The organism is Winogradskyella sp. SYSU M77433, from assembly GCF_029911945.1.
Lineage (GTDB): Bacteria > Bacteroidota > Bacteroidia > Flavobacteriales > Flavobacteriaceae > Winogradskyella.
The window spans coordinates 79,970-104,881 of the sequence record NZ_JARYTG010000007.1 but is presented as its reverse complement, the minus strand read 5'-3'; the positions used below and the strand labels follow the sequence as shown (position 1 = coordinate 104,881).

17 protein-coding genes are annotated in these 24,912 nt (G+C 30.9%); 3 read left to right on the top strand and 14 right to left on the bottom strand.

The window, feature by feature from the left end; genetic code table 11:
* Nucleotides 1–21: 21 nt before the first annotated feature.
* Nucleotides 22–1,149 (bottom strand): aminotransferase class I/II-fold pyridoxal phosphate-dependent enzyme, encoded by a 1,128-nt coding sequence (locus QGM60_RS14480; RefSeq protein WP_281140965.1) that lies wholly within the window; start codon nt 1,147–1,149, stop codon nt 22–24.
* A gap of 372 nt (nt 1,150–1,521) precedes the next feature.
* Between QGM60_RS14480 and QGM60_RS14475 the strand changes: the two genes are divergently transcribed.
* Together QGM60_RS14475 and QGM60_RS14470 are read left to right on the top strand one after the other, a co-directional pair.
* Nucleotides 1,522–2,493 (top strand): ATP-grasp domain-containing protein, encoded by a 972-nt coding sequence (locus QGM60_RS14475; RefSeq protein WP_281140964.1) that lies wholly within the window; start codon nt 1,522–1,524, stop codon nt 2,491–2,493.
* A complete protein-coding gene (locus tag QGM60_RS14470) occupies nt 2,477–3,133 on the top strand; it encodes an HAD family hydrolase (protein WP_281140963.1) in 657 nt (218 codons plus the stop codon). Before QGM60_RS14475 ends, QGM60_RS14470 begins: the two co-directional genes overlap by 17 nt.
* Nucleotides 3,134–3,187: 54 nt before the next feature.
* Here QGM60_RS14470 and QGM60_RS14465 read toward each other — a convergent pair whose 3' ends face one another.
* From QGM60_RS14465 to QGM60_RS14410, 12 genes are all read right to left on the bottom strand, one after another.
* Nucleotides 3,188–3,796, bottom strand: a complete 609-nt coding sequence (locus QGM60_RS14465) for a sugar transferase (protein WP_281140962.1) — start codon at nt 3,794–3,796, stop codon at nt 3,188–3,190.
* A 28-nt stretch (nt 3,797–3,824) separates the two neighbouring features.
* Nucleotides 3,825–4,955, bottom strand: coding sequence for a glycosyltransferase family 4 protein (locus QGM60_RS14460; RefSeq protein ID WP_281140961.1), 1,131 nt, complete (start codon nt 4,953–4,955; stop codon nt 3,825–3,827).
* A gap of 3 nt (nt 4,956–4,958) precedes the next feature.
* Nucleotides 4,959–6,863 carry an asparagine synthase (glutamine-hydrolyzing) gene (gene asnB, locus QGM60_RS14455; protein ID WP_281140960.1) on the bottom strand — a complete coding sequence of 635 codons (1,905 nt, stop codon included), beginning with the start codon at nt 6,861–6,863 and terminating at the stop codon, nt 4,959–4,961.
* Between the two features lie 13 nt (nt 6,864–6,876).
* Nucleotides 6,877–8,025, bottom strand: a complete 1,149-nt coding sequence (locus tag QGM60_RS14450) for a glycosyltransferase (RefSeq protein WP_281140959.1) — start codon at nt 8,023–8,025, stop codon at nt 6,877–6,879.
* Between the two features lie 5 nt (nt 8,026–8,030).
* On the bottom strand, nt 8,031–9,107 hold the full coding sequence (locus QGM60_RS14445; protein ID WP_281140958.1) for a glycosyltransferase: 1,077 nt from the start codon (nt 9,105–9,107) through the stop codon (nt 8,031–8,033).
* Nucleotides 9,108–9,383: 276 nt separating this feature from the next.
* Nucleotides 9,384–9,965 (bottom strand): serine acetyltransferase, encoded by a 582-nt coding sequence (locus tag QGM60_RS14440; RefSeq protein ID WP_281140957.1) that lies wholly within the window; start codon nt 9,963–9,965, stop codon nt 9,384–9,386.
* A gap of 27 nt (nt 9,966–9,992) precedes the next feature.
* Nucleotides 9,993–10,922 (bottom strand): hypothetical protein, encoded by a 930-nt coding sequence (locus QGM60_RS14435; RefSeq protein WP_281140956.1) that lies wholly within the window; start codon nt 10,920–10,922, stop codon nt 9,993–9,995.
* A 2-nt stretch (nt 10,923–10,924) separates the two neighbouring features.
* A complete protein-coding gene (locus QGM60_RS14430) occupies nt 10,925–12,358 on the bottom strand; it encodes an MBOAT family O-acyltransferase (RefSeq protein ID WP_281140955.1) in 1,434 nt (477 codons plus the stop codon).
* A 141-nt stretch (nt 12,359–12,499) separates the two neighbouring features.
* Nucleotides 12,500–13,717: an O-antigen ligase family protein gene (locus QGM60_RS14425; RefSeq protein ID WP_281140954.1), complete on the bottom strand. Its 1,218-nt coding sequence runs from the start codon at nt 13,715–13,717 to the stop codon at nt 12,500–12,502.
* A 4-nt stretch (nt 13,718–13,721) separates the two neighbouring features.
* Nucleotides 13,722–14,810 carry a glycosyltransferase family 4 protein gene (locus tag QGM60_RS14420; protein WP_281140953.1) on the bottom strand — a complete coding sequence of 363 codons (1,089 nt, stop codon included), beginning with the start codon at nt 14,808–14,810 and terminating at the stop codon, nt 13,722–13,724.
* Entirely contained in the window at nt 14,810–16,150 is a 1,341-nt protein-coding gene (locus QGM60_RS14415; protein WP_281140952.1) for a lipid II flippase MurJ, read from the bottom strand. The genes QGM60_RS14420 and QGM60_RS14415 overlap by 1 nt, the downstream gene beginning before the upstream one ends.
* Before the next feature lie 63 nt (nt 16,151–16,213).
* Nucleotides 16,214–17,326, bottom strand: coding sequence for an acyltransferase (locus QGM60_RS14410; protein ID WP_281140951.1), 1,113 nt, complete (start codon nt 17,324–17,326; stop codon nt 16,214–16,216).
* Between the two features lie 398 nt (nt 17,327–17,724).
* Here QGM60_RS14410 and QGM60_RS14405 point away from each other — a divergent pair, with 398 nt between their 5' ends.
* Nucleotides 17,725–22,395: a T9SS type A sorting domain-containing protein gene (locus QGM60_RS14405; RefSeq protein WP_281140950.1), complete on the top strand. Its 4,671-nt coding sequence runs from the start codon at nt 17,725–17,727 to the stop codon at nt 22,393–22,395.
* Nucleotides 22,396–23,446: 1,051 nt separating this feature from the next.
* Here QGM60_RS14405 and QGM60_RS14400 read toward each other — a convergent pair.
* Nucleotides 23,447–24,826 carry a nucleotide sugar dehydrogenase gene (locus tag QGM60_RS14400; protein WP_281140949.1) on the bottom strand — a complete coding sequence of 460 codons (1,380 nt, stop codon included), beginning with the start codon at nt 24,824–24,826 and terminating at the stop codon, nt 23,447–23,449.
* Nucleotides 24,827–24,912 lie beyond the last annotated feature (86 nt).

The window sequence follows — 24,912 nt, the reverse complement described above, 5'->3', positions numbered from 1 at the left end:
ATATGTTTTGTAAAAAATTCACTAACATGTTACAAAATACGTATTTATAGTCGAAACTACTCTGTTTAATTCTTCATCAGAAAGATTAGATCCACTAGGTAGACATAATCCTCTGTTAAATAGGTCATCAGAAACCCCATTTAAATAACTTGGTGAATCTTTAAATATAGGCTGTTGGTGCATTGGTTTCCAAAGCGGTCTGGATTCAATGTTTTCTTTTTCAAGAGCTAGCCTTAAGGCTTCTCTTGTTTCTTTAGAGTCCAATAAAACACAGGTTAACCATCTATTTGAAAAATGCCCTTCTGGTTCTGGTAAAAAAGTGATTTCATCAATGTCCTTAAAAGCATTTTGATAAAATTCGTGGTTGGCACGACGCTTTGCCACATGTTTATTTAAAATCGTCATCTGACCGCGACCAATACCTGCAACTATATTAGACATTCTGTAATTATATCCTATATGAGAGTGTTGGTAATGCGGAGCATTATCTCTAGCTTGTGTAGCTAGAAAAACAGCTTTCTGTTTCTGTTCTAGTGTTTTTGTTACAATTGCACCACCACCAGATGTTGTGATTATTTTATTTCCATTAAAGGAAAGAATAGAAAGGTCACCAAAAGTTCCACAATTTTGATTTTTATAATGACTTCCTAAAGATTCAGCACTGTCTTCAACTATGGGAATGTTATATTCCTTAGCTATTCTGTTAATTTCATCTACCTTATAAGGCATTCCATATAAATGAACAGCTATTATAGCTTTAGGCTTTTTTCCTTTAGATATTCTATCTTTTATAGCAATCTCCAATTGTTCAGGACACATATTCCATGTTTCCTTTTCGCTATCAACAAAAACAGGTGTAGCACCTTGATATACAATTGGATTTGCAGAAGCAGAGAAAGTTTTACTTTGACAGATAACTTCATCATCTTTTCCTACACCCAAAAGAATAAGACTTAAATGTAGGGCAGAAGTCCCAGAAGCAAGAGCTGCTACATGTATATCTTCATTAAGATAATTTTGTAAATCTTCTTCAAAACCATTAACGTTAGGTCCTAATGGAGCAACCCAGTTAGTTTCAAAAGCTTCATTTATGTAAGATTGCTCATTACCACTCATGTGTGGTGATGACAGCCATATTTTTTTATTCATAGGTTAATTCTTTAAGTTAATACCTAAAGTTTTTAAATAAAGGTGTTTGGGACCTAAATTAATAGCATTACAATTGCTAATATAAGCCCTTATGAATCAAACTATAAAACAAATTTAGAATATTACGATGAACTGTTAATTTTAAACGATATATAATGAAGAGCTAATTTTCAACAGTAAAATAAATCAGATAAAAAGCATGTCTTTTAGAACATTAACAACTCTTATTCTTGAAATTTTAATCAATATAGTTATAATATGAGTTCATTTAATCGTGTATTTTACATATAATCGAAAAAAGCTATGATATGTCTAATCATTGTGAGATGAGAGGGATAATTGTTTATAATTGCAGAGAACAACATATTCCCTATGAATATATTAATAACTTCCGCAGGAAGACGAGTTTCTTTAGTTAGAGAATTTCAAAAAGAACTAAAGAATTTTTATCCAGAAGCAAAGGTTTTTGCAGCAGATTCCGAACCAGAATTGTCAGCTGCCTGTCAAATAGCAGATGATTTTTTTCTTGTGCCAAGAGTTGATGATCCAAAATATGGTGAAGTATTGCAAAGTATTTGTGAAAAACACTCAATAAAACTTATAATCCCAACAATAGATACAGAACTAATTGTTCTTTCAAAAAATAAATTAGAATTTTTAGAACAAGGTATTGATATTGTAGTTTCTGACTATCACTTTATTTCTCAATGTAGAGATAAGCGTTTAATACATAAATTTTTAGAAGATAGAGGTGTTAATGTCGCTAAAGAATTTAGTAAAGAGAATTATCAATTACCACTATTTGTTAAACCGATAGATGGTAGTCGAAGTGTAGATACCTACATCATAAAAGAAAAGGAAGAATTAAAAGATTATCACTTTCAGAATGAAAAATTAATGTTTTTAGAATACCTAGACCATGATAAATATAATGAGTTTACATGTGATTTGTATTTTGATAAAAACAGTAAATTAAAATGTGTTGTACCAAGGCAAAGATTAGAAGTTAGGGATGGTGAAGTGTATAAGGCAGTAACTAAAAATAATATTCTTGTCAGTTACATTAGAGAGCATCTAAACTACATAGATGGTGCGTTTGGGTGTGTTACAGCACAATTTTTTCTTCACAAAGAAGATGAAACAAAAATATATGGTATAGAGATTAATCCTAGATTTGGTGGTGGTTACCCTTTGTCTTATTTGTCAGGTGCTAATTTTCCTAAGTGGTTAATTAAAGAATACTTTTTACAAAATAGTATTGAGGATAAGTTTGATAGTTGGGAAAGCGACCTTTTAATGATAAGATACGATGATGAAATTTTAGTCCATGGATATAAAGGTTGATGAGAAGACTGTTGTAGTTTTTGATTTAGATGATACACTCTATAATGAGATCGATTATCTTAAATCTGCTTATATGTATATAGCGAAGATTGTTGAGCCTGTAAATTGGAAATTTTTATATGCTAAAATGTTCTCAATGTATAGATCTGGAGAGAACGTTTTTGAGATATTAAGCTCAAGATATGATAGGAATATTGACGATTTATTGAGTTATTATCGTTTTCATAAACCCAAGATCAATCTTAATAAGGGAGTATTAGAAGTTCTTAATAAAATAAAATTAAAAAAAGGAAAGTTGGGAATCATTACTGACGGTAGGGTAAAGACTCAATTGGCTAAAATAGAAGCCTTAGAAATAAAAGATTTTTTTGATGAAATAATTATTTCTGAAGCCATTGGCAGTGAAAAGCCTAGTATTCAAAATTTCAAAATTTTAGAGAATTCATTACCTGCTAAACAATATATCTATATAGCGGATAATCTAAAAAAAGATTTTATCTCACCGAATAAATTACGTTGGTTAACTATTGGTATGATAGATAGTGGACTAAATATACACTCTACAAATTGGAAGTACCACAAAGATGGGTATTTGCCTAAAGATTTTATTTTCTCTTTTGAGGAACTAAATATAGTGTAGATGAACTAATTGTTTCTGTGGTTTATTCTAAGTTTAAATAAATCAGTATTTTATCTAATTATTTCCTGTAAAAACTGGCATGTCAGTTTCTTCGGAATTATTGATGTCTTTCGGACTGATTACTCTGTTAATTGTCTTAAGAATTATTTTTATGTCCATCAATAACGATTGGTTTTCCACATAAAAAACATCTAACTTGAATTTTTTATCCCAGCTTATTGTATTTCTACCATTTACTTGTGCCCAACCAGTAATGCCTGGTAGTACATCATGCCTTTTCATTTGCTCTTCGTTGTAGAGTGGTAAATAGCTTTTAAGAAGTGGGCGAGGACCAACGACACTCATATCACCTTTCAAAATATTTATTAATTGAGGTATTTCATCTAGAGAATATTTGCGGCAAATGTTACCAACAGGTGTTATACGATAATTAACAGGTAGTAACTCTCCATTACTATCTTTCTTATCGTTCATAGTTTTAAGTTTTATGATTGTAAAAATCCTTCCTTTCTTACCGGCACGTTCTTGATAGAAGAATGGTTTTCCATTGTTGGAAATAGAAAGTATGATAATTAGAATTATCAATAATGGTGAAATTATTATAAGCCCTATTAAAGCTGCAAAAAAATCACATATTCTTTTAAAAACACTATAAAACTTCATGTGTAGGGATGGTTTTTCTGGTGTAAAATTAAAGTTCTTTATTAATAATATCTATTAAATCATTATTTATAATGTTAACATCGAATCTTTCTTCAGCATATTTCCTGCTATTGATGCCCATTTCTTTTATCTTTTCCGGATTGTTAATAAAGAATTCCATAGGCTCTATTAATGCTTCGAGGTTTTGAGGTTCAATTAAAAAACCATTAATACCTTCTTTTACAGATTCTCTACAACCTACTGAATCTGTTGTGATAATAGGATTACCACATGCACAGGCTTCCAAAGTAGTTCTTGGTAAACCTTCTCTGTAATAACTAGGTAAAACGAAAATATCTCTTTTGTTCAGATGTTCATCTATATTTGATTGTTTACCATGAAAAACAATAATGTTTTTTTCATGTAATTCGTTCAGTTCATTTTCACTTATTGCAGAAGGAGAAGTTTCTGTAGAACCGATAAGGTGAAATTCTGTCTTTGGATATTTAGCTTTTAGAATTTTGGCAGCTTCCATATAAAGAGCTATTCCTTTTTCTTCGATTAATCGTGCTACCAAAAGAAAGCTTACTTTGTCAGTTGGATTTTTCTCTTTGAAATTGAATTCGTCAAGATTAACACCAGAACCACTTACAAAATCAACTTTTTGTTTTTTAGAAATGACTTTTCTATCTAAAAAGAGCTGATAATCATCTCTATTTTGAAACACAATAACTTTATTTTTTCTGATCGAAAGTTTGTATAAAGTTTCATTGAATCTCTGTAATAATCTTGCTTTTTTAGATAGACCTGTAAAAGCATAACCCAATCCTGTAATTAATGAAATTACAGGTGTTTTACTCATGTTTGCCGCAAAAGATCCATATATAACGGGTTTTACAGTGTAAGGAAAAACAATATCAATGTTATTTTTTTTGATGATTGAGTTTAGCTCAAGAATAGATTTTAAATCCTTAATAGGATTTAAGCCTGTCCTTTGAAGATTAATCTCTATTGGTGTTGCACCTAAGTCAGAAACCATTTTTCTGTATTTCTTGGAAAAATCTGGAGCAGCAGCAAATACTTCAAAACCATCTTTTACTAAGCTAGCAATAAAATCACCACGGAATCTAATTAAAGAGCCATCATAAGATGCTATGATTAATATTCTTTTTTGGGACATATTTTAGCTTTGTTTTAAATAATTATACTTATACCATTTCTGAAAGCAGTAATAAGACCAAACCCTAAAAGAGCTATCTTTTTTACTATCTAAGTGGTCTTTAACTAGTTTTGTAACATAATCTACATTAAAGATGCCTTGGTCCTGAAGCATTTTTGGATCTATGTAGCTTTCTAGTTCATTTCTTAAGCTTTGTCTTAACCAATCTCCAGTTGGAGAGCCAAAACCACTTTTACTTTTATTTAAAAAATCTATAGGAAATTGATCTTTAAATGCCTCTTTTAAAATATGTTTTTTATCCCAACCTTTCATCAAATAATCTTCAGGAAGTGTGTTGGTAAATTCCCATATTTCTCGGTTAAGAAAAGGAGCTCTACATTCTAAAGATGTTAACATACTTGTTCTATCAACTTTAGCAAGCATTCCGCCTTCAAGACTTAAAATTTTATCTACAAGTCTAAAATCTGTAAGCGTTTCAATTTTTTGTTTGCCTAAAACTTCTTTATACTCTTTAAAAAGATCTTTTTCAAATTGTTCTGGTAGAAAGAGTTCTTCTAATTGATTACTTGTGTTAGCTAAAGAAATGATGTCCCAATAGAAATCACCATCATAATTTATAGCATTAAGCAATTTGTTGATTTGAAACTTTTTACCACGTTTATCGTCTTTGTCAACAAGGTACTTGTTACTTAGTTTATTAATGGTTTTATGAAGTCCTCTAGGTATTATACTAGTGAACTTTTTATTCATTTTACCAATGTAATATTTGTTATAACCACCAAACACTTCATCTCCACCATCGCCAGTTAAAGCAACTGTAACATGCTCTCTTGTTTTCTCTGAAAGTAGGTGAGTGGGTAAGGCTGCGGAATCTGAAAAAGGTTCATCAAAATTCACCAAGATTTGATGAATATTATTTTTTAAATCATCTTCATCAATAATGAATTCATGATGATTACTATTTATCATATCAGCTACAACTCTAGACTTATCTGTTTCATCGTAAGATGCTTTTTTAAATCCAATAGAGAATGTATCTATCTTTTTATCCGTAGCTTGAGATAAACAAAGAGAAATAATAGAAGAGTCTACACCACCTGATAAAAATGTACCTAAACCAACATCTGCGATAGATCTACTGTCTACACTATTATAGACCAACTCTTTTGTTTTGGACTTTGCATCATCAAAAGAAATGTTAGCTGTTTTTGGTTTAGGCTCGGCATTTATTTTATGGATAGAGGTATTATGAGTTCCAAAATCATATTCTATATAATGATTAGCCTCTAACTTATGTATACCTTCATAAATTGTATGTGGTGCTGGAATATAGGTTAGTCGAAAGTATAAATTCAACCCTTTTTTAGAAATTTCAGGTTGAAAATCTATAGTGTTTATGATAGATTTAAGTTCTGAAGCCCAAATAAATTCTTTATCAGTTTGTGTGTAATACAGTGGCTTTTCCCCAAAAAAATCACGAGCTATAAAAAGCTTATTTATTTTTTTGTCATAAATACTAAAACCATACATGCCATCTAACCATTGAAAAGCTTCGACACCATATTTTTCATAAGCTTTAAGAATAACTTCGGTATCACTAGTGGTGTGAAACGTCACACCTTCAGCTACAAGTTTAGCTTTGATAGTTTTATAGTTGTAAATCTCTCCATTAAAAACAATAACGATTTGTTTGTCATCAGAGAAAATAGGTTGCTTACCAGATGATAAATCTATAATAGACAATCTTCGCATAGCCATCCCAACCGTATAATCTTCGGTTTCGTTAGCAAAAACACCATCTTCATCCGGACCTCTATGAATAATGAGGTCATTCATATTGTTGAGAATGGTTTTAATCTCATTCTCATTTCTATTTGTTTTGGCTATTATGCCGTTTATTCCACACATGGTTATAAAGCCTTTAGTTGGTTATAAATTGGTTAAACTTTGTGTATATGGTGTCTAAATGATATTCTTTGGCGCGTTGTAAACTCAATTTACCAAACTCTACTCGTTTCTCAGGGCTATTTCTATAAAAATCTAAAGCCTTACTTAATCCTACATGATCATCATTATTAACTAATAAGCCATATTTAGCAATGACAAATTCGCCGTTTTTTATGTCTACAGCATCATTTTCATTTAGTAACTCTAATGGTCCTGATAAACAATTAGTAGATATACATGGTAGACCAATAGCCATAGCTTCTAATAAAGCATTAGGAAAACCTTCAGTAAATGATGACAAAACAAAGCAATTACTTTCAAGAAGAAAGTCGTTAACATTTTTCACTTTCCCTTTTAGCTGAACTTGATTTTCAAGTTTAGAGCTTTTAATCTCTTCAGTTAAATAGGCTCTTAAATGACCATCACCAAGAATGGTAAATTTATCATTATTTTGTATTTCTAAAAGAGAGCGTATAATCATTACTTGATTTTTTCTTGTATTGAGTGTGCCAGCCGTAATAATTTCCAATCTTTTTTCAGTAGAATTTAGACTTGTTGGTTCTATTGTTTTTTGAGGTATTTCAATAGGGTTGTAAATCACCTCCATAGGGATTTTAATCCCAAAATTATTTTTTAAATCATTATTTATGTGAATGGAGTTTGAAAACAATTTATCACATCTATTGTAAAAAATAGGATAGAAAATCTTAGAGATATAAAGCGACAACTTACTGCTTACATTATCTGATGGGAAACCTCTTTCACTAATTATTGTTTTAACTCTTTTGTTTAAAGTAGAAACAACACCATTTATAAGATTCGGGAATGCTAGGAAAGATACCGAAACAATAATATTGTTCCTTTTGACGAATTTAAAATATTTAAAAATAAACTTTATGGAGTCTAAGGTTTTCAAATAAAAAGGTCTTTCTGGTCCTTTTTCAGAAAGGAAAACTACATTAACACCTTCAGGAATAGAGAAGTGGATGTTGTCATAAAAAAGAACTAAATAAACATTATAATCTTTAACCAAAGACTTCAGTAGCAGACTAATTACTTTTTCAGCTCCACCACTTCCTAGAGTTATACTAAGTATACTTATATTTTTTTTAGAGTTATTCACCACTATTACTCTTTTAAAACATTTATAAATAATTGTTCGTAATCATTTATAATCTTTTCCTTATTGAATTTTTTATAAACAGATTCCCTTATTTCACTTGGATTCCAGTCTATTTTCTCATTAAGCTTTTCTTCAAACTCTTTTTCACTATCAACTAAATAGCCATTTATTCCATTTTCAACAATTTCTTTTGTGCCGCCTGGTACATTAAAAGCAATAACAGGAGTGCCAACCACACAGCTTTCTAGTAGAGCATTAGGAAACCCTTCAACATAAGAACCTTGTAAAAATAGATCATGTTCTGCTATATAATCATTTACATTATTGGTGAAAGGAATATGTCTAATTGTGTTAGAAAGTCCTAAAGACTGAGCTTTAGCAAAAATTTCGTCCTTTAAACCTCCATTACCTATAATAGTGTATTCAAAAGGTGTCTTAAGTCGAGATAAAATTTCTAACAATCGTAAATGTCCTTTTACTTCGGTTAACCTTCCAACAGTGATGTATTTTTTTATTTTCTTGTTAGAAGGCCTTGGATCTTTTAAAGCCGGCAAATTAGAAATAGGATTATTGATTACATAAGTTTTATGCTCAGGAACTTCAAAATTAGCCACCATATCTTTAGCCATATCTTGTGATTGACAAATTATAGCGTCTAGCTTTTGAAATCCGTTAGACATAAAATACACTGGAGAGAATTTTCTAGCCTTTTTTTCATTTTTCCTTTTGCTTAAAATAGTAGCTTCTCTTCCTATGAACTTTGTGTTCTTAAAAAACGGAGATATCAATGACATAGCTGTATTAACATGAGCTATAGAGCTTACTACGATATCTGGTCTTTCTTTTTTTATGGATAGAATAATTGAAGGTATTGCCGTTAATATTCTGTTTTTATTTAAATAATTGACTTTTACATTGCTAACATCGTAAACAGTATCATTTTCATAACCAGCAACAAGTAGCAAAGGCTCAAATTTGGTTTTATCTATACTTTGTGAGACAAAAGAGATTACACGTTCGGCACCTCCTGCGACTAATGAAGGTAAGATGAAAATGATTTTTATTTTAGATTTAGGTAGCATCAGTTTTGTTATTAGACTGTTTTTTTTAACCTAAAAACCTTAGTTTTAATAAAGAAAAATGAATATCTAAAATTTGGATGTAGGTTGATTAACATAATTTTAAATTTGGGTATATCAAACCATTAATAATTTGATGGTATAAATATGCCACTACTATAACTATTAATCAAAATTAATCTTTGAATTGTACGATAATGACTATTATTAACAAAAAGCTTTACTTGTTATGAATAATCTTTATTAATTAATCTAGCGTAATATTGTTGATTATCAGAACTATATATATGTAATAATCTTGGTGATATCTATTTCTTTTATTTTTCTTGCTGGATTACCAGCTAGTAAAATACTTTTCTCTTCAAACGATTTGTTTACAACTGCATTAGCGCTTATAGCTGTGTTATCAGCTATGGTTATATCACCATAGATTTTGGCGCCAGGTGCTATATAGACATTATCTCCTAATTGAGGTGCTTTTTTACTTCCTCCAGAAGCTCCTATATTTACACAAGCATGCATTCTACAGTTTTTACCAACTCTTGTTGCTCTGTTAATGACTATTGTTCCATAGTGAACAATAGACAGTCCTGGGCCAAAAACATTTATAGGAATAGAGAACCCAAGTTTCAATGATATTTTTTTGTATTTATATCTTAATAATAAGATGTATATCTTGTAAAGTCCTTTGTTCTTGCAATTAGAATAATATTCTAATTTTCTCATTGTTTTTTGAAACTGCCATATAGGATTAGGAGAAAAAAACGATAAAATAGAAGCTGCTAAGCTTATTTTTTTAATGCCTAATGCAGTTTTATCTTGGTTTAAATAGTACTTATAGTCTGTTTTTGAATTAATCATAACTAATTATAACAGTTTAAATAAGGTCTAATTATTTTTTTCAAGAGCATTTATTAATGCTCTTGAAACTTGATTAGCCACTTGTTTGTGTCCATAGCAGGTCCAATGACTGTCGTAATCAAATGTCCAATCATTAGAGCTTTTACTAGAATCTAAAATTATAACCTCAAAACCAACTTCTTTACAAGCTTCAATAATAATCTCGCTAGAGTTGGGGTGAAAAACTAAGATTTGATTATCTGTTTTGTAGTGAGTAGTAATATATTTTAAAAGATCAAAAACTTTTTCTTTATTATTTTTTAATAGTTCTTTAAGGTCTTCAATCTTTTGACTATCTTCTTTACTTTTTGAAAAATCTATAGGGAATCTATTATAGAAGTAATAAAGTAATTTCCAATTATATAAAACTTTTTTTAGGCCTGGAGATTTCATTTCTCCATAGACTACATTTTCATCTTTTAAGTCTAATTGAGTAATGTCTTTCATTGTTTTTATGTCAACTATACTTTCAAAGAAGTCGTTGTCATTAACATAAATCAGACTTTTTAATGGCGTTAAGGAATCTAATTGTTTGTTAATCTCCATGGCTTCAATTAGAGATACACCAGATCTTCCTGCTTCCATGAAATTATAATCTTCCATATTCTCTTTTAAGTATTTGGATTGATGACATTCACTTGGGTTCATAAAATTTTCAATAAAGGAATCTCCTATGACTAATATTAAATCATCAAAACTTTCAGGTAATTCACCTGGCCAACCTAGTTTGTTAATCATCCATTTATGGTCACCACCTTTCCAATAGCCTTCTTGATTAGGATAATATTTCTGAATATGAAATTTATCAATGGTTCTTTGCGGTATATCTGAAACAGAATGAGTTATTCTTACCACAATTTCTCCAATGACTAAAATCACAAGAAAAAACAAAACAGTATTTTTCAAGAACTTTTTCATGACTAAAATTGGAAATATATGAACTGTTGTTCTTCACCTGTAAAGGCAAACATTAAAATGATAAGTACAGCGTAAAATCCCCATCTAAGAGGTTTTTTCAAGACATCTGCTTTTTCTATGGCATATTCATTAGCTCTTCCCAACCATTCCACCAAAAGGAAGAAGACTAAAAGTGCCAATATCGTAGTAGGGAATATCTCCACCCAACTGAACAGCGAAGAGCTGAAGGTTCCTTTAAGGTATGAGAAAGCATGCGAAACACTATCTGCCCTAAAGAATACCCATGCAATCAATGTTATAAAGAATGTCACCCCCATTTGTCCAAGCTCTTTTATGCTCGGTAAGTACTTACCCTGAGCTACAAGATCTGTATTTATCCTGTTTTTGTTAGCCAGTAACAAAGGTAAAAAGTAGATAGCGTTCAATGCACCCCAAACGATAAATGTCCAGTTAGCACCATGCCAAAACCCACTAACGATAAAGATTATGAAAGTATTCCTAACCTTCATACTAGTGCCTCCACGACTTCCACCTAAAGGGATGTACAAATAGTCTCTGAACCAAGTGGATAGCGAAATGTGCCATCGTCTCCAGAATTCTGCAATGTCCCTAGAGAAATAAGGGAAGGCAAAGTTACGCTTTAGATCAAAACCAAAAAGTCTAGATATACCAATGGCAATATCTGAATAACCCGAGAAATCACCATAAATCTGAAAGGCAAAGAAAAATGCCCCTAAAAGGAGTGTACTTCCATTATATTCTGTGTGATTGTTGAAAATCATATTGGCATACTTAGCACAATTGTCTGCAATGACCACTTTTTTAAACAATCCCCAAAGTACCTGTCTGAGTCCATCAACAGCCTTTGGGTAGTCAAACTTGCGTTCAACAGAAAACTGAGGGAGCAGGTTGGTAGCTCTTTCTATAGGTCCTGCAACTAGTTGAGGGAAAAAGCTAACAAAGGCCATGAATCCAACAAAGTCCTTTGTAGGCTCTAGTTTTCTATTAAATACATCTATAGTATAGCTCAAAGTCTGAAACGTATAAAAACTAATACCTACAGGTAATATGATGTTTAGAGTGCTGATGTTTAGCTGTTGGCCGAAAAAGGTAAAAGAGCTTACCAAACTGTCGACAAAAAAGTTATAGTACTTGAAAAAGCCCAGAAAGCCAAGGTTAACACATATACTTACCCATAGTAATATTTTACGCTTCTTTTGTTCTTGAGTCTTATCGAGGAAGAGTCCAATAGAATAATCCACGATAGAGCTGAAAAGTATAAGGAAAAGAAACCTCCAGTCCCACCAGCCGTAGAAGACATAACTGGCAACAGCAACGAGTAGGTTCTGAGAACGTATGTTCTTGCTACCAATGAACCAATATAGCGCAAAGACTATAGGAAGGAACACAAAAAACTCTATGGAATTGAATAGCATATACGGTTAATTTGGGGTGCTTGACAGATTATTTAAATTTCCGTAAATATGTTTTAACTTCAGCGAAAAATCAAAATAAATCTTCAAAGTGTATAATTAAAACTTTAAATTGTTAAGAAAGTGACTGATTTTTTTTTAAAACTACCCCTTTTTATTTGCAAAAATATTTGTATAGCCTTTATCTATTTTATTGTAATCTATTAGATAACCTACAAAAACAAATAACACTATTAAGTAAGGTTGATTTATTACGCTTTGAAGACTAATCATGAAAATATATAATACAGTTAAAATTGATATTGAAAAAAAACGGATATTGGGACTAAGTGAAAACGACCTAAAAAAATAGCAGAATAACATAAAAATAAAAAATAAAAAAGTAAATATGCCAGAATCTACCCAAACTCCCACATATGTATTATGTACTAGCTTATCAACAGAAAAGTCAATTCCATTACCTAAAATAGGATGATCATATAAATAATATAATGCTTTCTCAACAAGATCGCCACGGCCAGAGTTATCTACTTCGTCAAAATTAAAAGTAAGTAAGTTGATAATGTTATTTACTTTATCTGTTTGAGCTTTTGACAAACCTAAACTAGCTGTTTGGGATTTTAATGCAAATATGCCAATATAAAATAATGGTATGATAGCGGCTAGTAAAGTAAGCCTTAGACCAGTAAAAAACTTATAATTTATTAAGAAAAAGACAATTGTAAAAACGAAAAGACCAGTTGTTGAAAACGTAAGGTATAGACTGTAAAAAATGATTAATAATATGACTATTTTTAAAAAACGAAAAATATTTTTTTTTGGCCTATATAATTGGCTAAAGAGAATAAAAGCAAATATACTTGTATGTGCAGCAGCATTTGCATCCCCTGTAACACCACCAGCTCTATCGAGTTCCCAACCGTGTTCTTCACCAGTATATACATTAATATTTAATTTTATTAAGATTATAGTTAAAAATGCAGAGATAACAAAACATATGGATATTACTTTAAAAAATATTTTGAATTGCTCTCTATTGCTTAACAAGAAATAAAAACCAATAAAGTATATGACAGGTACAAAAGTAGCTATAACCGAGGTCTTAAAACCTGATGTTCCCATGGCAAGTAAACCAAAGGAGTAATAAAGTAAATAGAAAATAAAAAATAACTGATTTGTAGGTGATAGGTGCTTTATGTTTTTACGAAAAAGAAACAAACCCAAAGTAATTAAGGCAAGATTAAAATAAGCAATAAATTGAGCTAAAGCAGGTGAAACAAATTTAGAAACGGTTATCTGAAGATTTAAGCAACTGCTTACTAAAGGAAAATAAAAACAAATGTAAGTTATTAGTTTATACATTAATTTATAATTTTATCATTTCATGAAGTAATTTTTCATATCGATAGGTTATTGTAGAAATATGAAATTTATCCAATGATTTAATACCCTTTGTAGATAGTACTTTTCTCAGCTCTTTATTTTCAATAAGCTCTTTTAGCTTTGATTGCATTTCAGCCATATTTTGATCTTCTATTAATAAGCCATTTATATCATTTTCTATTACGTCAGATGGACCAGTTTTACAGTTGTAAGATATACATGCCATACCTTGGGACATAGCCTCTAAGAGTACCATTGGTAATCCTTCAAATCTTGAAGGTAGTATAAAGATTGAAGATTTATTCATTATCTCAGATATATTATCTACAAACCCTATAAAATCCACTTTTTCTATAATACCTTTTTCAGTAGCTAGCAGCCTTAAGTAATCCAACCCTGTATCACCAGAACCTGCAATTATTAATCTCCATTCTTCAAACTCTTTTAAAATAGGTTCAATTAATTTAATCAAATTGTCTAAGCCTTTATGATGATAGCGATTTAAATTGCCTACAGCTAAAATTGTTTTTTCTCTAATATGGGAGTTATTGGTAATGGGTATAAAACTACATGGATTAGGCATAACTATGGCATTTACTCCTTGAGACCTATAATACTCAATGTCAAATGAAGTGAGAACTGTAACTACATCAGCCAATTTGTATACATATTTTTTAGTAAAATTTGTAATTTTTTTTCGCCCTTTCATATATCTCAAGTAAGAGTTATGTTCTTGAGCTACGATTTTTATAGAAAATAGCTTAGCTACTATTATTGTTATTAAGTTGGTCAATGTTATAAAGGAAATAATAACATCTGGTCTGTTTGCCTTGTTCCAATAATGTCTAGACAAATTTAAAACACTTCGTATTGTATGGCTAGGTACAAATTTTGTTTGTTTTAAATTAACTTTATTGATTGATGGATCTAGTTGGTAGTTGTCTCTCCCCTCAAAAAGTGTTATAACAGATATTTTATTATTAGTGTTTTTTGCCAAGCTGTTTGCCATAAGAGCCAAAACTCTTTCGGCACCACCACCACCTAAAGATGAAATTATAAAGTCTATCTTCATTAGCTTATTTTTTTATATTCTTTATAAGTATACCTAAAGTAGAAACAACTACTTATTATTAGTACAAACGATGTACTCAAAGCTAATCCATAAACGTCATAATACTTTATAAGTATTATGTTTAGTAAGATATTAATCATTAGATTAACAAATGAGATTTTTGCCATGAAACTATTTTTATTAATACTGGTTAAGAATTTAACCATTATTAAAGTACAAAGGTAAAAAGGTACATTAAAAAGTAATATTTTTTGTATTAGGGAAACCTTAATCGTATCATCATGAGTAAATTCATTTCTTTCTAACCAAATTTCTACAATTACATCGGAAAAAAAAATCACAATTATAACGACAATTACACTAGTACTTACAACTATTTTTAGTATTTTGAATAAATACTTATAAGCTAAATTAATGTCTGTATTTACAAGTCTAGAAAAGTGGGGAAGAAGCACACTTCCTAAGGCCATAATAACTATGGTAACACCAAAAGCTGGGATTCTGTTACCATAATTTAATGCCGCAATAGAGCCTACTACCAATTGTCCAGCAAAAAATTGATCTATAAAATTATTCATACTAGAAAGAAAACTTGATGTAATCTTTGGGGGTAATTGCGATAACATCATCTTTGAGTTTGTATTCATAGCAGGTTTACTTAATAGTAATTTATTGCTATATATTGCATACGTTAATAAGAATAAAAAGCTACTTAAACTTCCTACTAATGTACCATAAGCTAATACTTTATCTCCAAGATTTTCTTTTAAAAAAAATAAAAATAATAACATTATTATTAAAGGAAAAAATTGATGAATCGTAGCTACAAAGAATTTATTGTCAACTTCAAGAAGTCCAGAAATAACAGTGGAAAACCCCCAAAGCACAAGGCTAGGTAAAATAATATTTAATTGATTTTTAACTAAAGCGTAATAATTTTCTGTATGTCCAGGATATATATTTTCTAAAAAAAAATCCATAAAAAAATAACATACCAAGATAGACACTAACGAAACAATCAAAGTCATTAGAAATACTAAGGACTGAAAACCTCCTTTGTTACTACCGTTTTTAATTTCTATGATATAATTTGGGATGAATAAATTTTTTAAGGAATTTAAAAAAACGCTTTGTACAAAAGTAGGTATCAATACTGCCACGAGAAAAGTATCCAATACTTCAGAAAGACCGAAAGAACTTGCTATAACAGTCTCTTTATAAAAGGCTAAACCCTTAATAAAAAAAGTTACTATGGCAACAATTAACATACTCCTCAAAACAGGGTTTTTCAAGTAAGATTTAAGTCTTGTCAAGAGTTTATATGAATTTTTAGGTTCCATGGATGTTTGAGGTCAATATTTCACTTGTTATTTGAAATAACAAATAATAGAATAAAATTAATTTTAAAAAAATGAATTCTTATTTATTGGGTTAGATTTAGGAAAAATATTATTTTGTTTTAATTTTTCTTTCAAATAATTAGCAAGTGGGATTTCAATATATTTATTAACTACATAGGATAGTATCAGCATGAATATTATTACAGAACTCAGAAGAAACCATTTATTAATATATAGTTTTAATTTATTAAACATTATAAATCCAATATTTTGGTGAAGCAAATATAAAGGGTAGGTTAAAATTCCTAATTTTAGGAAAAACTTTTTATTAAATGGTTTTAACTTATCTATACCAACTAAAAACATTATTATAAAAAATAGTGTGATTATTAGCATTACAACATTTTCATCATAAGAGTTAAAATATCTTTCATTACGTATAAAAGTATCATCATGAGCAATTTTGTTTGAGACAACATACGCTAGTAAAATCGGTAATAAATTTTTTATTAATTTTTTTTCCGATTTCATAAAATATATAAACATTCCAGCAACAAAGTACGTGCCCTTACTTGCAAAACAAACATAATATACTATTTTCAATAAATAAGGTGCTTCGGCAAAAGGGATTATAATTTGAATAATAGCTATAGATAATAAAACCCAAGCAAAAAATCTTATGTATCTTATTAGATTAAAAAATAATATAATTGCAATTAAAAAATAGAATTTCAATTCAACTACTAAGGACCAATATACGCCATCCACATGCTCTACACCTAAAAATTCGTTAAACATTGTAATAAGATTTAATAATACCTGCCCATACGTTAATTGGAACAGTGGGTAGCCAAAAATAAATACAATAAAAGAAGTTAGCAATACACTAAACCAGAACGCAGGATTAAGACTTCTAAATCGAGAAATATAAAATTTTTTTAAATCAGAATTTCTAGCTGAAATTAAGATTATAAAGCCACTAATAATAAAGAATAACTCAACACCGAGATAACCATACTCAGAAAAGTCTTCAAGAGGAGAGAATTTTAATATTGAGAAATTACCTTTAGCGTAACCTCTAAAGCAATAGTGGTAAAATACTACATAGATAGTAGCAAATAATCGTATAAGATCTAAGTGATATAATCTCTCTATATCAACTCTTTTAAAACTCATTTTCAAAGATTTTTTGAAAACAAATATTATGAATTAGTTCTTCAAATATTACTTTTTAAGTCAACGGGATAAAATTATCGTTGATTGATATAATAAAATTTCATTTTTTTATGTTTATAACATCCAAAAAGGTTACTTCATTCGTATATTTTTAAATCAAATTCATTAATACAATAGAAATAACTTACAAATTATTGCTTTTAGTCGAATAATTACGGTTTTCAGCTGTTATCTATGTATTTATTCCATAGATTAGCCAATAAATAATGATAGATTGTCCCTAAATCTTAACCTACTTAGCCCTTATGCGTTTTTTGTGTACTACCCCTAAATGTTCTTTCTTATTTTACTTCATTCTATTTATTTTTATCTCTCAGCCACCTTCATTTGCGCAACAATTGGCATTTCCTAGCGCTTATGGAGCTGGAGCTTATACTACAGGTGGACGAGATGGAATTATAGTTCATGTTACAAATTTAAATAATAACGGTCCAGGAAGCTTTAGAGAAGCATTATCAATGACTGTTCCTAGAATAATAGTTTTTGATGTAAGTGGAATCATTAATTTAACATCATTATTATATATAGACAATGACAATAGTAACGTCACAATTGCTGGCCAGACTGCACCAGAAGGGGGGATTACTATAGATGGTGCCAGGTTTTATTTAAATGATGTAGATAATATTATCGTTAGGCATATAAGGTTTAAAGGAGGAATTAATGCTGATTATTACCCTAATAGTAATGATAGCTTAGGAAACGATTCTTTGTCTTCTGTAGCTACAATGACAAATCAAATATTTGATCATTGTAGTTTTGCATTTGGAGCAGATGAATCTGCAAGTTGGTATGCGACAGGTAACGGTGATAATGTTAATAATGTCACTATACAGCGATGTTTATTTGCAGAAAGCGTTAAAGGTTGTATCATTGGAAAACAATCTGGAAAAACAGGGCCATCTCCAAAAATCTCTTTTATAAGTAATTTATTTTATAATTCTGGTTATAGGTTTCCGAATGTAACAGGTGATGGCGGAAGAATAGATGTTATAAACAATGTGGTTTGGAATTCTAGTGGAAGATTAATAAGAGGTAATGGTAGCTTTAGCTTGAACCACATAGGAAATTATTATCATTATAATAATTTTGTATTGAAAAACACTAGCCTTAATGTATTCGCTTATGGTACTATACCTCAGATATATACATCAGATAATATACTTGTTGCTCCAAATGAAAGTACAGATACAAATGATTTAACCTATTCAGTTTCTGAAATGAATAGTAATAATAACCTCAGCTGGAAGTTTTTTCTTGACGGTGGAGGATACCAATATGGCGACCAATTACCAGATAATTATTTTGCAAATAATCAACATACCTTGCTAGGTAGAGCAATACCTCTTCTAGATGGAAGTCAGTCACTAATAGATGTGTCGTCTAATGTTGGTTGTAGCTCTAGGCTAAATCAAGACGGTAGTATTAGTGATAATTTAGATGAGCATGATTTTCTGTGGTTAAATAATGTTATCTCTGGATCCTTTACACCTAAGCTTGAAACAAGTGAATATGTGTTACCTTCTATTCCTTCTGTTCAAAGACCTGATAATTTCTATCAATCAAACCCTCACATTCCTGAAATATGGTTTCAAAATAATGTACCTGCAGGACAAGACCATAATGATATAGCTCCTTCAGGTTATACTTGGATTGAAGAGTACTTAAATGGTGTGGATGTAGATTTATCAGCTGTATCAGCTGAAGATGTAGAAGTTTTACCTAGTTCTGCTCAAATCCAAATTCCAGAAACTATAACCTTATCTACAGCATTCACGCCATCAGATGCTACAAACCAATCAGGTGTTTGGGCTTCTAGTGATGAGGCAATAGCTACGGTAGATTCTAATGGTGTTGTTACGCCTGTTTCTGAAGGCATAGTAATAATTACATTTACATCTAATGACGGAGGCTATACTGATACATCAGAGATAACGGTTTTTCCTGAAGCGCTCCAAGCGAGCGCAGGCGATGACCAACAAATTTGTGAAGGAGAAACGATTACCTTAATAGCTACAGGTGGAGATTATTTCCTATGGAATACAGGTGAAACGACACCAGAAATACAAGTGTCTCCTGTAGAAACTACAACTTATGCTGTAACGGTGTCAGATGATTTTGGTCAATCAGATGGTGCTACTGTAATGGTTACCGTAAATTCTATGCCTACAGCTAATGCTGGTGAAGATCAAACTATTTGTCAAGGTGAAACAATAACATTAACAGCTTCCGGAGGTGATTCTTATTTGTGGAGCACTGGTGAAACAACAGCATCAATCGAAGTAAGTCCTGAGATTGAAACAATCTACGATGTAGAAGTTATTTCCAATTCATGTTCTAGCACTGATAGTGTCTCTGTTTTTGTAAACCCTTCACCAATAATTATTACTTCAGAAGATGTGGTTATCGTAGATGGAACTTCAACAACATTAATCGCTAGTGGAGTAGATAATTACGAATGGAGTACTGGTGAAACAACCGATTCTATAACTGTTAATCCTACTGAAACAACAACATATACCGTTAGTTCTATTGGTGAAAATGGTTGTATTGGTTATGCAGAAATTTTAGTAACTGTAATTCCTGAAGTCGTAGCTGATTCAGGTGAGGATGTAACTATTTGTAACGGTGAAACAATTTCTTTAGTTGCAACAGGAGGATCAACTTATTCTTGGAGCACAGGTGAAGACCAAGCAGAAATATCTGTCAGTCCTGAAGAGACAACAACATACACAGTTACTGTTACTGATGATTATGGATATTCCGATACTGACTCTATTACAGTTTTTGTTAATGAAGCTCCTAATTTAGTAGTAAACAATCAGGTTTACGTCATGATTGGAAATTCAACAACTTTAGTTTCTAATGGTGGAGATACATATTTATGGAGTACAGGTGAAACAACAGCTTCAATTGAAGTTTCCCCAAATGAAACAACCACTTACACCGTAACTGCTATTTCTGAAAATGGATGTGAGACTTCAGCAGATATTCTTGTTACAGTTTTAGATGAATTAATGGCAAGTGCTGGTGATGATGTTTCAATCTGCGAAGGAGAAAGTACAACACTCAATGCCTCTGGTGGTGTTAGTTATGCTTGGGATACTGGTGCTACAACATCTCAATTGACTGTTAGTCCATTAGAAACAACAACATACAGTGTTACTGTTGGAGATGGTTATGGTAATTTTGATACAGATGAAGTTACTGTTATAGTAAATACAATACCTAGTGCTTACGCTGGTGAGGATGAAACAATTTGTGAAGGAGAATTAATTACGCTCACGGCATCTGGAGGTGATTCTTATATATGGAGCACTGGTGAAACAACAGTTTCAATTTCAGTTTCCCCTAGTACAACAACAAATTATAGTGTAGAGGTGATTCAAAACAATTGTTCAAGTGTTGATGATGTAATTGTTTTTGTAAATGAAGCGCCTAATATTAATGTAACAAATGACCTAGTCATTGTAAATGGTGAATCAGCAGTACTTACGGCTAGCGGGAGTGATAATTATGAATGGAGTACGGGTGAAACAACAAATACTATAAATATAAGCCCAAGCGTAACAACAACATACTCTGTTTCGTCACTTGGAACAAATGGATGCACAGCAACAGAAGAAGTTACGGTTACAGTAATCCCTGAAGTCGTAGCTGAAGCAGGTGATGATGTCTCAATTTGTGAAGGCGAAAGTACAATCCTTAATGCCTCTGGAGGCGTAAGTTATGCTTGGAATACAGGTGATAATACTCAAAGTTTAAATGTTAGTCCAACAAATACAACAACTTATACTATAACTGTGACTGATGAATATGGTAATTCAGATTCTGATAGTGTTACTGTAACAGTAAATGAAATACCAACTTTAAGCATTACTGACAATGTTACCATTGTGGAAGGTGAAACTGTCTCGTTACAAGTTCAAGGAGCGAATAACTATGTTTGGAGTACAGGAGAAACATCAGCTTCAATTTCAGTAAGTCCAGTTCAAACAACAACATATACGGTAATAGGTACTTCAAATTCTTGCTCTTCGGAAGCCCAAGTTACGGTTATTGTTGAAGAACCATTTATGGCAAGTGCAGGAACTGATGAACGTGTTTGTAATAACGAAAGCTATGAGGTAGTATTAACTGCAGGACAAGGTGATAGCTATCTATGGAGTACAGGTGCTACTACTCAAAGTATTATAGTTAGTCCTTTGTCTACGACAACTTATTCAGTTACAGTTACACAAGGACAACAAGAGGATACTGACGATGTCACTGTTTATGTTGATCCAAGCCCTGAAGTAGTTATAACTAACGGAGAAAGTGTTGATATATTAAGTGGTGATTTTATAACATTGTCAGCATCTGGTGCCAATACATATCAATGGAATAATGGTGCGACTCAACCTAATATTGCTGTAAGTCCAAATGCAACAACTACATATGAAGTTGTGGGTTATATAGGTGATTGTTTTGATGAGAAACAAGTTACAGTAAATGTATATGAGCCTGTTGTTGCAGATGCAGGTGCAGATACCAATATATGTTTAGATGAAATTGTAATATTAACAGCTACAGGAGGTGATGAATATTTTTGGAGTACAGGTGAAACCACCCAGTCTATCGAAGTATCTCCTACTGAAACAACAGAATATACCGTAACTGTTTTTAACGCTATGAGTTATGATGAAGACACAGTTATAGTAGGGGTAGATGCTAATTGTGGAAATAGTGTCGTAACACCTAGTGAAGAACAATCTGAAACTTCTCTAAATATTTTTCCTAATCCAGCAAAAAATAGTGTTAATATTAAACTGTCATCAAGTTCATTAGAGTCAGATGTTCACTTTTATGATTTAACAGGTAAGCTAGTAAAATCAGTTAAGATTTTAAATGAAAACTTAAATCCTGTTACGATTGAGCAAGTAGATATCAGTATGTTACAAGCAGGTGTTTATTTTGTGCAACTTGTGGACAGAGACCGAGATATAACCAAAAAACTTATAATAGATTAAATTGCCGATCAAGAACCTATTAGTGCTCTGCCCAATTTTAATTTCATCAAAAGATTACCTAAAATTAAAGATATAGTCATTGAAATTATAAAAGCTAATGATATAGCTAGGATTATAGGCATTTTTTGTACAAACATGAAAGTGAAAAATACTTTAAGTAAAGGTTCATGTATCAGGTATAAATAATAACTATTATTATTTACATATGAGATGATTGGTTTTGCTTTACTTAGTAAAGAATCATATTTAACAATTAGTATATTTAAAAATCCATAAATAAAGCATAATGCTAATAAGCTCAATACAAGTTGTGTCTTGTTAATTGCAAACAAAATATACTTGTTTTGAAAAAAGTTTATCAGAAAAAAATAAAAAGAAAAAAGAATTAGGTGTAATAAAAAAATATATAGCACTTTTCCCTTCAAATAAATTAAAATTATAGAAGAGTATTTATTAAAAAGATTACCTACTTGGAAAAAAATATAATATTTACAAACCAAAGATAGGGGCTGAAGGTTAATATAACTTAAGGGTAATGCTAGTAGATATAATATAATACCAATTAAGATACTTAATGTATAATGTTTACATAAATACTTTTCAAATTTATAATATATGATGAACATGAAAAACATCATTAAGAGAAACCACAGATGTCCGGCTCCAGACCACATATAAAATAAAAAGGACTTTAGAGAACTATAATCAATTAAAAAATAGATATATATTGGTGATAATATTAGATAGGGTACAATTAAGCGTCTTGATTTCTTTTTGAGTAAAGTTTTATAGTTCCCATACTTTCCATAATTATTTCTCAAATAGTAGTATATATATCCAGAAATAAAAACAAAAAGAGGCATAGAGATTGTTGAGATATATTGCCCTAAGCAATCAGCTATAATATTATATTTATAATATTTACTAACATCCCAACTATTTCTATATGGAGAAAAAGAATGCCTTAAAACAACCAAAGTAATACCAACGGCTCTAAGCAGATTCATATGGCTCAAGTCTCTTCGTAACATAAAACTCTATTTATAAAACTCTATTTTCCAATTGAAGAGTATTCAAAACCTATATCATTCATTTCTTCTTTATTCAAGATATTTCTACCGTCAAAGATAAATGCAGGTTTCTTCATAGACTCATAAATCTTTTTCCAATCGTAAGTTTTAAATTCATCCCATTCAGTCATTATAGCAATAGCATGAGCATCTTTTACAGCTTCATAAGGATCACTATATGATGTAACAAGATCCCTGTTTTCTTCAGAAGTTCTAGTGTTTAAGTAATTTAGGTCATTTTGAACTTTTTTGTCTGATACTTTAGGATCGTACACTGCAATATTAGCTTGTTCACTTAGTAAATGATCAGCTACATAAATTGCAGCAGATTCTCTTGTATCGTTTGTGTCTTTTTTGAAAGCCCATCCTAGCATCGCAATTTTTTTCCCTGAAACGGTGTTGTATAATGTACTGATTAAGTTATCAGAGAATCTGCGTTTTTGATGATCGTTAAGAATAATAACTTGTTCCCAATAATCAGCTACTTGGTTAAGACCATAACTTCTGGCAATATAGACAAGGTTGAGTATGTCTTTTTGAAAACAAGATCCTCCAAAACCAATTGATGCATTAAGGAATTTAGGTCCTATTCTAGAATCCATACCAATTGCTCTAGCAACTTCATTAACATTAGCTTCTGTATGCTCACATAATTCTGAAATTGCGTTAATAGACGAAATTCTCTGCGCTAAGAAAGCGTTAGCTGTTAGTTTAGATAACTCAGAAGACCAAACGTTGGTTCTTAATATTCTGTCTTGTGGTACCCAACTTCCATAGATATTTGCCAGGCTTTCAATAGCGTCTTCAGATTCACCACCTATTAAAACTCTATCAGGACTTAATAAGTCCTCAATAGCTGTTCCTTCAGCTAAAAATTCAGGGTTAGATAAAATACTAAAGTTAACATCGCTTCCTGTATTGTGTAATATACTTTTTATAGCCTGAGCTGTTCTTACAGGTAAAGTAGACTTTTCTACAACAATTTTATCTGTAGTTGCTACTTCTGCTATATTTCTAGCACATAATTCAACATATTTTAAATCTGCAGCCATACCTTTTCCCTTACCATAAGTTTTAGTTGGGGTGTTTACAGATATGAAAATCATTTCTGCCTCATCAATAGCCTTGTTTATTTCAGTAGAGAAAAAAAGATTTTTTCCTCTTGTTTCTTCTACTATTTCCGCTAATCCAGGCTCATAAATTGGTAAATTTGATACATCCTCATCATTCCAAGCGGCAATGCGTTCTTCATTTATATCTACAATAGTTACTTGGATTTCAGGGTTTTTCTTTGCTATTACTGCCATAGTTGGGCCACCAACATATCCAGCACCAATACAACAAATTTTATTTATTTTCATGTTTCTAAGTTTATTAGATTCAGGTTTATTTATTTAGATTTCAAATTTGTAAGAAATTATTCGCTTACTCTAAATTATTATATTAA